This is a genomic window from Microbacterium sp. UBA1097 (genome assembly GCF_002313585.1).
In the GTDB taxonomy this organism is placed as follows: domain Bacteria; phylum Actinomycetota; class Actinomycetes; order Actinomycetales; family Microbacteriaceae; genus Microbacterium.
The window spans coordinates 1-10,754 of sequence record NZ_DCBW01000068.1 but is presented as its reverse complement, the minus strand read 5'-3'; the positions used below and the strand labels follow the sequence as shown (position 1 = coordinate 10,754).

General features: G+C 67.7%; 11 protein-coding genes and 1 tRNA gene. 8 read left to right on the top strand and 4 right to left on the bottom strand.

Annotated elements, in window-relative coordinates; all coding sequences use genetic code 11:
- A partial coding sequence (locus B4F19_RS15575; protein ID WP_292736207.1) for an MFS transporter occupies positions 1-939 on the top strand: 939 nt, incomplete at its 5' end.
- A gap of 228 nt (positions 940-1,167) precedes the next feature.
- On the opposite strand, the gene B4F19_RS15570 is transcribed toward B4F19_RS15575, so the two are convergent.
- Positions 1,168-1,243: transfer RNA gene (locus tag B4F19_RS15570), tRNA-Lys, on the bottom strand.
- A gap of 123 nt (positions 1,244-1,366) precedes the next feature.
- Between B4F19_RS15570 and B4F19_RS15565 the strand changes: the two genes are divergently transcribed.
- The 5 genes from B4F19_RS15565 (at position 1,367) to B4F19_RS15545 (ending at position 5,559) form a co-directional block, all read left to right on the top strand.
- Positions 1,367-2,188 (top strand): inositol monophosphatase family protein, encoded by an 822-nt coding sequence (locus tag B4F19_RS15565; RefSeq protein ID WP_228178229.1) that lies wholly within the window; start codon positions 1,367-1,369, stop codon positions 2,186-2,188.
- Positions 2,185-2,766, top strand: coding sequence for a hypothetical protein (locus tag B4F19_RS15560; RefSeq protein ID WP_228178059.1), 582 nt, complete (start codon positions 2,185-2,187; stop codon positions 2,764-2,766). The genes B4F19_RS15565 and B4F19_RS15560 overlap by 4 nt, the downstream gene beginning before the upstream one ends.
- 74 nt (positions 2,767-2,840) lie before the next feature.
- The gene (locus tag B4F19_RS15555; protein ID WP_292736204.1) at positions 2,841-4,634 is read left to right on the top strand and encodes a TIGR03767 family metallophosphoesterase; all 1,794 of its coding nucleotides are present in this window, start codon (positions 2,841-2,843) and stop codon (positions 4,632-4,634) included.
- On the top strand, positions 4,631-4,981 hold the full coding sequence (locus B4F19_RS15550) for a hypothetical protein (protein WP_292736201.1): 351 nt from the start codon (positions 4,631-4,633) through the stop codon (positions 4,979-4,981). The genes B4F19_RS15555 and B4F19_RS15550 overlap by 4 nt, the downstream gene beginning before the upstream one ends.
- On the top strand, positions 4,978-5,559 hold the full coding sequence (locus tag B4F19_RS15545; protein WP_292736198.1) for a hypothetical protein: 582 nt from the start codon (positions 4,978-4,980) through the stop codon (positions 5,557-5,559). Before B4F19_RS15550 ends, B4F19_RS15545 begins: the two co-directional genes overlap by 4 nt.
- 1 nt (position 5,560) lies before the next feature.
- On the opposite strand, the gene B4F19_RS15540 is transcribed toward B4F19_RS15545, so the two are convergent.
- Positions 5,561-6,091 (bottom strand): hypothetical protein, encoded by a 531-nt coding sequence (locus B4F19_RS15540; protein ID WP_292736194.1) that lies wholly within the window; start codon positions 6,089-6,091, stop codon positions 5,561-5,563.
- A gap of 56 nt (positions 6,092-6,147) precedes the next feature.
- Between B4F19_RS15540 and B4F19_RS15535 the strand changes: the two genes are divergently transcribed.
- Both B4F19_RS15535 and B4F19_RS15530 read left to right on the top strand, forming a co-directional pair.
- Positions 6,148-7,842 (top strand): ABC1 kinase family protein, encoded by a 1,695-nt coding sequence (locus B4F19_RS15535; RefSeq protein WP_292736191.1) that lies wholly within the window; start codon positions 6,148-6,150, stop codon positions 7,840-7,842.
- A gap of 43 nt (positions 7,843-7,885) precedes the next feature.
- Positions 7,886-9,208 (top strand): flavin monoamine oxidase family protein, encoded by a 1,323-nt coding sequence (locus B4F19_RS15530; RefSeq protein ID WP_292727944.1) that lies wholly within the window; start codon positions 7,886-7,888, stop codon positions 9,206-9,208.
- A 15-nt stretch (positions 9,209-9,223) separates the two neighbouring features.
- Here the strand turns inward: B4F19_RS15530 and B4F19_RS15525 are convergent, their stop codons facing one another.
- Positions 9,224-9,565: a YciI family protein gene (locus B4F19_RS15525; protein WP_228178052.1), complete on the bottom strand. Its 342-nt coding sequence runs from the start codon at positions 9,563-9,565 to the stop codon at positions 9,224-9,226.
- Positions 9,566-9,625: 60 nt separating this feature from the next.
- Positions 9,626-10,468 carry a sulfurtransferase gene (locus B4F19_RS15520; RefSeq protein WP_228178051.1) on the bottom strand — a complete coding sequence of 281 codons (843 nt, stop codon included), beginning with the start codon at positions 10,466-10,468 and terminating at the stop codon, positions 9,626-9,628.
- Between the last annotated feature and the right edge of the window lie 286 nt (positions 10,469-10,754).

Here is a 10,754-nt window from a genome sequence, read left to right as displayed (position 1 = left end):
GCACTCTCCGGCAGCGTCGACGCCATCATCGGCTTCCGTGCCGGCTGGGGACTCGGCAACGCCCTATTCATCTCGACAGCCCTGGCGACCATCGTCGGCGCGGCAGCTGGCGGAAGCGGCGCGGCGATCGTCCTCTACGAAGCCGCCCTCGGACTGGGGATCGCGATCGGGCCGCTCCTCGGCGGTCTTCTCGGCGAGGTCAGCTGGCGCGGCCCGTTCTTCGGCGTGGTGGCGCTGATGGCGATCGCCTTCATCGCCGTCGCCGTGCTTGTTCGCGGGACCGGCGAGCGGCGAACCCCCATGCCGCTGTCGGCACCGATTCGCGCGCTGCGCACCCCCGCCCTTGCCGTGCTGGCAACGGCTGCCCTGTTCTACAACATCGGGTTCTTCATCCTGCTGGCCTTCTCGCCCTTCCCGCTCGGGTTCGGGGCAATGGGGATCGGCCTGACCTTCTTCGGCTGGGGCGTTGCGCTCGCGATCACGAGCGTTTGGGTCGCGCCCGCCTTGGCGCGACGGATGCCTCGCACCACGATCATGCAGGGCACGCTCGTGCTGCTTGCCGTGGACCTTCTGGTTGCGGGACTGCTCGTCGAGTCGGCGGCGGCGCTGGTCACCTGCATCGTCATCGGAGGCCTTCTTCTGGGCGTCATGAACACGGTGCTCACCGAATCGGTCATGGAAGCCACAGACCACCCCCGGGCCGTCGCTTCGTCGGCGTACTCTGCCGTGCGCTTCCTCGGCGGTGCGGCCGCTCCCCCGCTTGCCGCACTCCTGTGGCATGCGTTCTCGGCGAGCGTGCCGTACTACGTCGCCGCCGTCGCGGTTCTGGTGTCGGGACTGATCATCCTGCTCGGGCGCGGAGCCCTTACCCGCATCGACGGTCACGTCGCCGATGTGCAGGAGGAAGGCGCAGCAGTGCTCATCGGAGACGCCGGCTAGGCATCCTGCGGAGAGGTTCGCGCGAAGACAGAAACGCGGCCCGGGGAGAAATTCTCACCCGGGCCGCCTTCTTCGCGATTACCCGAATATCGCGAAGGTGTTGCTCTGACAACGAATCTACCTTTAGCGCCGGCTATGCGAACGCTATGTGAGAGCACTCTCACGCGAGGCGGACGGACGCGGCAGCGGTGCGCGTCGAAGAACGAACACGCGACAGCACTGACGAGCTGGTGCACCCCCAGGGACTTGAACCCTGAACCCACTGATTAAGAGTCAGTTGCTCTGCCGATTGAGCTAGAGGTGCAGAGGTTTGCGACGCTCAGATTGCGCGGCGAACCGAGGGTCAACTCTAGCATCACGATTACGTCACCGAGAAATCGCGGGAGGCGCCGCCGCCTATCCTTGGTCTGTGAGCTTCTCTCCCGCGATGAACAGCTTTGACGCACCCTTCGACGGCGATCTCTCGGCAGAGCTGAGCCTCGCGCTGCGGCTCGCGGATGCCGCTGACGCCGTGTCGATGGCACGCTTTGACGCCGCGGATCTCGACATCCGTGTCAAGCCGGATGCCACGTACGTGACGGAGGCCGATCTGGCGACCGAGCGGGCCATTCGCGACGTCCTCGAGGCCGAGCGTCCCGATGACGGGATCTTCGGCGAGGAGTTCGGATCATCCGGCAACGCCGCACGGGAGTGGATTATCGATCCGATCGACGGAACAGCCAACTACCTCAAGGGCATCCCGATGTGGGCGACGCTCGTCGCCCTCGCGATCGACGGCGTTCCCCGCGTCGGTGTGGTCAGTCAGCCCGCGATCGGGCGACGCTGGTGGGGCGCCACCGGGCTCGGCGCGTGGACCTCGACCCCCTCGGGCGAGGCGACTCGACTACAGGTTTCAGACATCGACTCCCTCGATCGTGCGAGCGTCAGCTTTCAAAGCATCGGCCAGTGGGACGAGGCGGGCCGCGTCGATGACCTCATCCGCCTGACCCGCGCCGTCTGGCGCGATCGCGGATACGGTGACGCCTGGCCCTACATGCTGCTTGCCGAAGGCCGCCTCGAGATGGTCGCCGAGTTCGGCGTGAAGGAATACGACATCGCTCCCTACGTGCCGATCCTGCACGAAGCCGGTGGCAGGTTCACTGCGGTCGACGGAACCCACACCCTAAGCGATCGGTCGGGCATCGCCACCAACGGCATCCTGCACGATGCCTTCATCGACCTTCTCCGTGGCGATGAGGCAGCGTCATGACCTCACGAGCGCTGCACACGACCCTCCTGGCTCCAATCCTGCTGGGCGCACTGGCCCTTGCCGCCTGCTCGACAGGTCCCGCACCCTCTCCCACACCAACGACCACAGAATCGGCCCCGCCAGCAGCTCCGGTCGAGACCCCGGATGCCTCCCCCAGCGCCACCGCGGAGGCGTCAGCACCATCGTGCGACACCCTCATCTCCGCCTCGCTCGTCGACGAGCTCACCAGCTACGGCTGGACCTCGCGCGCCGACGACTTCCTCGTCGGCGCGACAGTCGTCGAGGGTGGCCTGCAGTGCACCTGGGCTGACTTCGACGGCCCCGCGACTGACAACCTGCTGGTCTTCGGCTGGGCCCCGATCGCCGCCAGCGAGGCAACGCGCCTGCAGGCCGACCTCATCGGTCAGGGCTGGCTGCGCGAGGACGGCGCCCAAGGCACCTACATCACGACAGACCCGCAATACGCCGTCGCGGTCGATGAGGACGGGTACGGGATGACCTACCTGTTCGGCGACGGCTGGGTGACTCTCGCTCTGACCAAGCAGGGTCTCGTGCTGATCGAACGACCCGACGCCTGAGTTCGCTCCGGTATGGACGCGCGCCGTTCCGATAAAGTCAGAGCATTGTCGCCTGACCCGAACGGACGGCATCGATGCCCGGACTGTCCCGTCGCCACTTCCTCACCGGCGTTGCAGCGCTCGCTGCCGCCACCGGACTGAACATCGACGTCCTCGGGCGCGGTCTTGTCGCCCGCGCACAGACGACAGCGCAGACCGCGGCAAGCATCCCGACGACCCTGCAGCAGACGATTCTGCAGGGCAGTGTCATTCAGGGTTCGTACCGGGGACTGGTGACCGGACCCGGCGAGCCGTATATCCCTCGTCTCGACATCCTGCGAGCGACGCCCTCGAGCGCACGCACGACGGCCCGACGTTCGCTGCTGTACCTCGGGCACCTCTCTGACCTCCACGTCATCGACGCGCAGTCCCCCGGCCGCATCGAACCCATGATCGTGCAAGACCACTCGGCGTGGGGCTCCGCGTTCCACCCGCAAGACCCCCTGAGCCCGCATGCGACAGCGGCGATGGTGCAGGCGTTTTCGGATGCCCGGTACAGCCCGCTCACGGGAGCCCCGATGAGCGCCGCGATCGTCACCGGCGACTCTGCCGACATGCACTCCCACATGGAGCTGCGGTGGTATATCGATCTCATGGACGGCCTGAGCGTCGACCCGGCGTACGCGAGTTCGACCTACCAGGGAGTGCAGGCTTGGGCCGAAGCCACCTGGGCGTACCGGCCCGGTGACCCAAGCGGCGGAGCCTTCGGCGACTACGGCTTCCCGACGCTTCCGGATCTGCTCTCGCAGGCGATCGCGAAGCCCGTGGACTCGGTCGGCCTGCCGGCCCCCTGGTACGCCGTCTACGGAAACCACGACACGCTGCTGCTCGGCACGTTCAATCTCAGCCCGCAGCTGCACGCCCTGGCGATCGGCGCCCAGAAGTCCTACGCCCTCGAGGGTACGGCGGGAATGGCCCTCGGCGGGTGGGCCGCTGCCACCGGCATCCTGCAGCAGGCAGTCGATGCGCCGGGGCTCGCGTGGGGTCGGCCCGGTTTCAAGGAGGTCGCCGCCAGCCCCGAGCGCTACCTGTTCGAACAGCGCGAGTTCATGGCCGAACACTTCAACACCCAGCCGACGCCCGGCCCCGTGGGCCACGGCTTCACCCAACACAACGTCGACTCGGGCGAGACCTGGTGGTCGGCCGACCTGTCACCGAACGTCCGTGGTTTCGGCCTCGACACGTGCAATCAGGTCGCGGGGCCCGACGGCGCGGTTCCCGAGGTGCAGTTCCGCTGGCTCGAAACGCAGCTGCAGCAGGCGCAGGCCGAGAACAAGCTCGTCCTGATCTTCAGCCACCACAACAGCCTCACGCTCGAGAACAAGGCGCAGCGCTTCGATGACCCGCAGAAGCTCTACGGCGCCGAGGAGTTCGTCGCGATGCTGCTGAAGTACCCCGTCGTGATCGGTTGGCTGAACGGCCACACGCACCTGAATCAGGTCCTCGCGCACGCGGACGGCGAGCGCGGCTTCTGGGAGATCACGACGGCATCGTGCATCGACTTCCCGCAGCAGCAGCAGGTGGTCGAGATCGTCGACAACCGCGACGGCACCCTGTCGCTGTTCACGACGGTGCTCGATCACGCCTCCCCCGCCGTTCCCGGTTCCAGCGGCAGCGTCGCCGACCTCGCGTCGCGCTCGCGCGAGTTCGCCTCGAACGACTGGGCAGAAAGCCCCATGATGCGCCGGGGCTCGCCGCTGGATCGCAACACCGAGCTACTCCTGAAGGCCCCGTTCGATCTGTCGCGAATCACGGATGCCGCGCTCGAGAAGCAGCACCTGACAGAGAACGCACGGATCCTGGCGTACGAGACGGAGCGTGGACTGTGAAGCGGCGACTGATCACGGCATCCGTGCTCGCGGCGAGCATGCTGGCGGTGGCCGGATGCTCGCAGGTCGAGGCTCTGGCACCGGTCGGCGGGAACCACCTGACCGAGGTTCGGTACGCCGCTATCGACATCCTGCTCGCGAAGAACATCGACGTCCTCGTCGCGCCGGTGTGTGAGCAGGACGGCGAGGCGGTGTCGTGCACGGGCGAGACGGCAGACGGCGAAACGATCACCGTCACCTCGCCCGCCGACGCGACCGACACGGTGACGGTGACGGTCGGCGACGAGACGATCTACAGCGGCAAGTACTGGGACATCCTGGATGACGCCGTGCGAGGTGACCTGTGAGCGCGTGGATGCTGCTCGGCCGCGCGTGGCGGGTGTGGGTCCCTGTCGCCCTGCTGAACACCGCGGTGCAGGTGCTGCTCGTGGTGCCGTTTGTCACGCCCGCGGCATCCGTCGTCTTCGTGCTGCTTGCGCTCGTCTCGCTCGCTGGAATCGTTGTCAGCGTCGCGCTGGTTGCGGCCGCGTTCCGGTCTGCGCTCGACGCCGGCAGGCGATGGCCGACCTGGGCGGAATGGCTTGCGGTGCTGCTGCTCACGGTGGCCGTCTCGGCGAGCGCTCTGACCGCGTCGTGGCTCGTGATTCCCGCGCTCGCGGTCGCTGCCATCATGCTGCCTGCCGTCTTCGGAGTTCCGCAGCGCACCGCGTGGGGCTTCGGCCTCTTCGCACGGGCGCCGCTGCGCGGCATCCTGCTGACCCTCATGACGGTCGCGCTGGTGGCGCTGCTGTGGTTCGCAGCGCTCATGTTCGGTTTCTTCGTCACCGGATGGGTCGGTGCCGCGCTGACGTGGCTGGTCTTCGGCCTGGTCGGGGCGTTCATCCTCGCGACGTGGTTCGCCACCCCGCGGCGCGACCGGGTCTGATCTAGCCGCTAACGGATGCCGACATCGAGCTGATCGACAGGTCGAACGCCCCGAACGGGAAGGGGAAGAGGAACCCCCACTCGCTGTCAGGGCTCCAGTCCCGAATGGGGAGGAGTCCGAACCAGACAAGCGAGACGACCAGCGACACCGCGGCGATAGCGAGGATCATAATGGTCGCGCGGTCGAGGATCCGCAACGCCGCCGGAACACTCTGCGCCCGTCGAATCACGAGAGTGAGCGCAACGATGAAGACCAGGACGCCAGCGACGATGACAAACGGGCTCGGCTCCAGCGTCAGCGAAATGCACTGCGGCACCGTGTCGGTCGGGTTGCCGTTCGAATCGATGTAGCCCCCGTCTGCCCCGATCCCGCCGGCACATGTGCCAGCGCTGCCTCGCGTGAACGTCACGTAGACCATGAGAGCAAGAGCCGTCACGGTAGCAACCCGGCGGATGGCGGCGATGATCTCCACACCGGGAAGAACTGATCCCGACGTGAGGGAGGTCGAGGTCGCAGCATCCGTATCGGTCATGGCCACACCGTAACCCGGTTGACCCGGGGCACCGCAAGACACGGAAGAATCGAACCGTGAGTTCGTCGCTGTTCGCGCCGCCCCGATTCTCCGACCTCGCCGCTGCGGCGGCGGGCGAGAAGCCCCTGACCTGGCGACAGCGTCGCGCCCGGTTCCGGCAGATCTGGGGTCTGGCCAGGCGCCACGGCCTCCTCCCCTTCCGCAAGCTCGACTTCAGCTACGACCCGGCGACAGCGGATCTCCGTGCGCGCCAGGCACGAGGGCTTCGCGAAGCGCTCGAAGAAGCAGGTGGCGGCTTCATCAAAGCCGGACAGCTCCTCTCGACACGCGACGACATCCTGCCGGCCGAATGGGTTCGCGAGCTCTCGCGCCTGCAGAAGGAAGTCAACCCCGCGCCGGCCGCACAGATCGAAGAACTCCTCGAGCGCGAACTCGGCGAGCGTCGCGGCCGCTTCGCAACCTTCGACGTGGAGCCGCTGGCTGCCGCATCCATCGCCCAGGTCCACCGGGCGACGCTGGATGACGGCACCGTCGTGGCCGTGAAGGTGCAGCGCCCCGGCATCCGTGCCCTGCTGGACTGCGACATCGACATCATGCTGCGCCTGGCTGGCTGGGCGACGCGTCGCATCAAGCAGGCCCGCCAGTTCGGTGCGCTCGACATCGCGAAGCAGTATGCCCAGGATCTGCGCAATCAGGCCGATTTCGCGCGTGAGGCAAGCAACCTCGAGAGCCTCGCCCAGTCGGCGCGGTCGGCTCGTGACGAGGTGCGCATCCCGCGGTTCTTCCCCGATCTGTCCACCGATCGCGTGCTCACGATGGAGTTCATCGACGGCGAGACGATCACCGCGCTGCGGCGGGAGGGGCAGACCGATGAGATCGAGGATGCCCTGCGCACGGTTCTGCGCAGCTTCTTGCGCCAGCTCGTGATCGACGGCGTCTTTCACGCCGACCTGCATCCGGGAAACGTCATCATCGACCCCGACGGCACGTCGACCCTCATCGACTTCGGGTCGGTCGGGCGGCTCGACCGGGATCTGCGCCAGACGGTGCAGGACCTCGCGATCGCGTTCCTGCAGGGCGACACACGCCGGGTCGCGGATGCCGCGCTGGCGATCATGCCGTTGGCAAACCCCGCCGACGAGCCCGGATTCCGGCGCGCGCTCGCGGAGTTCGTCACCCACGATCTCGGCAGCGGCTCCCGCATCACCCTCCGAACCATCGACAACGCCAGCGACCTGTTCACCCGCTATGGCAGCGCCCTCCCCGCAGACCTCGTCGCCGCCGGCCGCGCTTTCGCGATCCTCGAGGGGACCCTGCGCACTGCGGCACCGACGATGGATGTCATCGGCGAGTCCCGCGACGCAGCGCAGGCGCTCATCCTCTCCCAATTGCGCCCGCGGGCTCTGGCAGGGGCGATCGGGCGGTCCGCGCTCGGCGCATTCCCGCGCCTCCGGCGACTCCCCGATCGGATCGAGACCATCGTCGGCGATCTTGCCGACGGCAAACTCACCGTCAAGATCCGGCTGTTCGCCGACGATCGTGATCGCCGGGTCGTCACGGGCGTCATCCGTCGCGTCTCGACCGTGATCCTCGGCGGGATGCTGACTGTCGCATCGTTCGTCATGTTCGTGCTCCCGCCGTTCGAGGGAGGATCGCTCTCCCCCGTCGCCGCCGGGGTCGCACTGGCTATCGGAGCTGCCGCGTCTTTTGTGACGGCGGCGGTCGATGCGCTGCTGGGGCGCCGCCCCTGACATCCTGCTGCCCGCGAGCATCCGGACAGTGCAGAATCAGGGCATGGAACGCTTCGACACTGTTGTCATCGGCGCCGGGATTGCGGGGCTCACCGCCGCACGGCTGCTCGTGGCGGCGGGCCGCACCGTCGTCATCCTCGAGGCCCGGGACCGCGTCGGCGGACGCGTGCAGACCGATCGCACGGATGGTGAGGTGACCGATCTCGGCGCCTCCTGGATCCACGGCATCACCGACAGCCCCGTCGCCGCGGCGGCCGAGGCGTTTGGGATGCGCACGGTGGAGTTCACCGTCGGTGGCTACCAGCCCGACAGCCGGCCGATCGCCTACTACGGCCCGGACGGCGTGCGACTCTCGGATGCTGAGGCCCGCGCGTTTGCGGACGACGTGCACACGGTCGATGCGGCATTGCTCGCGGTGATCGCGGCATCCGCCCCTGAGGCTTCGTACCGGGATGTCACCGAGCAGGCACTGGCCGATCAGGGCTGGGACGCCGAGCGCACCCAGCGGGTGCGCGAGTATCTCGAGCACCGCGCCGAGGAGCAGTACGGCGCCTGGATCGAGGACCTCGCCGCCCACGGCCTCGACGACGACGCGATCGAGGGAGATGAGGTCGTGTTTCCGGACGGGTACGACGTGCTCGCGACGCGGCTGGCCGACGGGTTCGACATCCATCTCCAGCACGTTGTCACGAGCGTCGACTGGTCGGATGACGGCGTCGTCGTCTCAACCGATCGAGGCGTGTTCGAAGGCGAGACCGCGGTAGTCACGGTGCCGGTCGGTGTGCTGCGGTCGGACGAGTTCGTCATCCGCCCCCCGCTGCCCGAGCCGGTCGCGGGCGCACTCTCGCGCCTGACGATGAACGCGTTCGACAAGGTGTTCCTGCGCTTCCCCACGAAGTTCTGGGACGAGGGCGTGTACGCCATCCGTCAGCAGGGCCCCGAGAGCCGGGCCTGGCACTCCTGGTACGACCTGACAGCGTTGCACGGCACGCCGACGCTGCTGACGTTCGCCGCCGGCCCCACGGCCCGCGAGGTCGCCGGGTGGGATGCCGAGCGCATCGTCGCCAACATCCTCACGCAGCTTCGCCGGCTCTACGGCGATCGCGTCGTCGAACCGACGAGCGTTGCGATCACGTCTTGGCACGACGACCCGTTCGCCCGCGGCTCCTACGCGTACATGACGCTCGGGTCGACGACCGCCGACCACGACGACCTTGCAACGCCGATCGGCGGCGTGCTGCACCTGGCTGGTGAGGCGACCTGGACCGACGATCCCGCAACGGTGCCCGCAGCGATGTTCTCTGGCCATCGCGCCGCCGAGCGGATCGCAGGTCACGACATCCCGATCGACACGCTCTGGCGCTGACGCGGAAGCCGGCCCTCAGGACTCGGGGTCGTACTGGAACTCGCGCACTTCCTGCGGGCAGCGGCACGCGACCGCGATCTTCGCCGCCCACTCGTACGCCTCGGCCGCCGTCGGCACCTCGATAATCGTGTAGCCACCGAACAGGTCACCGGTGCTTGGATAGGTACCCTCAGTCACGACGCCCTCGCCGTCGACGGTCACCGGCGCGATGCTCTCGTTGACACCGCCACCGAAGACGTACACTCCAGCAGCCTTGGCCTCACGGATCACGGCGTGCGCGGCTTCCCCCACGGCTTCCCACTCGTCATCGGGAACCACCATGGCCGAACTCGGGAACGAGATCATGAACTTCGTCATGCGAGCAGTGTGGCACCGGGCGTGATCGCGATCCAGCCCCTTCGCTGCCGCGTCTGCTCCTCAGGCGCCCGGCTCGGCGCCCGTCGCGACCGGGCGGCCCGCCGTATTGGACCACTGGCTCCAAGATCCGGGATAGACAGCCACATCCAGGCCTGCCGCCGCACCGGCAAGCGCCGTGTGCGCCGCCGTGAGGCCCGACCCGCAATACGCAGCGACCGATGTGAGGTCGCTAACTCCGACACTCTCGAAAGCTGCGCGAATCGTCGCGGGTGGCGCGAAGCTCGCACCATCGAGCACCGCGTCTGCGGGCAGATTCACCGCGCCGGGGATGTGCCCGGCAACGGGATCGAACGGCTCAGATTCTCCGCGGTAGCGCTCCGGCGCACGCGCGTCGAGCAGTACTCCGCGCTGCGGCCAGGCTGCAGCCTCATCGATCGAGATGCCCTCTTCCACACCGTCGAACAAGATCGATCCTGGTTCGGGTGAAACGTCGCCAGTCTCGAGCGGGAGTCCAGTCGCCCGCCACGCCGACAGGCCGCCGTCGAGAACACGGATGTCGCTGACGCCGGCGCCGCGGAGCAGCCACCAGGCGCGCGCCGCGGACACCGAACGGAAGTCGTCATAGACGACCACCGCGTCTCCCGCGTGCAGACCCCAGCGGCGGGCGGCATCCTGCAGCGTCGCGCGAGATGGGAGCGGGTGCCGCCCCTCCGAGGGCGCACCGTGCGTGGCAAGTTCGGTGTCCATGTCGACGTATACGGCACCCGGGAGGTGCCCCGCGCGGTAGTCGTCCCGGCCGTCTGGCTTGTCGAGACGGTAGCGCACGTCAAGAAGCCGGATGCCGGGCCCCGCCTCGAGAAGATCGTGAAGTTCGTGGGCCGAGATGAGCGGGGAGCTAGGCATAGCAGGATCCTCGCATGCGCGCGAAAACGAAGAGCCTCCCGGACCAGCGCAATCGCACGGCCCAGGAGGCTCACTCCGACAGTGTGACAGCGGCTTCGGCATCCATCTTCTGTGTGCCGTGGTGGAGATGGGGGGAATCGAAAGAGGCTTTGGGCATGTGAACGACCCGCATTCGACGCCGAAAACCGCGGAATCCTGCCGCTGTCGAGGGCATGCGCCGACAGGAACATGCAAGAAGAATCGCCCACATTCACGGCAAATGCGGCTCTTCGGACTTCCGGTGGGG

Bases quoted from the DNA above. Each gene is read 5' to 3' on its own strand.
- B4F19_RS15560 (WP_228178059.1), top strand. From the start codon at position 2,185: ATGACCTCACGAGCGCTGCACACGACCCTCCTGGCTCCAATCCTGCTG.
- B4F19_RS15555 (WP_292736204.1), top strand. From the start codon at position 2,841: ATGCCCGGACTGTCCCGTCGCCACTTCCTCACCGGCGTTGCAGCGCTC.
- B4F19_RS15525 (WP_228178052.1), bottom strand. From the start codon at position 9,565: ATGACGAAGTTCATGATCTCGTTCCCGAGTTCGGCCATGGTGGTTCCC.
- B4F19_RS15520 (WP_228178051.1), bottom strand. From the start codon at position 10,468: ATGCCTAGCTCCCCGCTCATCTCGGCCCACGAACTTCACGATCTTCTC.
- B4F19_RS15530 (WP_292727944.1), top strand. From the start codon at position 7,886: ATGGAACGCTTCGACACTGTTGTCATCGGCGCCGGGATTGCGGGGCTC.
- B4F19_RS15565 (WP_228178229.1), top strand. From the start codon at position 1,367: ATGAACAGCTTTGACGCACCCTTCGACGGCGATCTCTCGGCAGAGCTG.
- B4F19_RS15540 (WP_292736194.1), bottom strand. From the start codon at position 6,091: ATGACCGATACGGATGCTGCGACCTCGACCTCCCTCACGTCGGGATCA.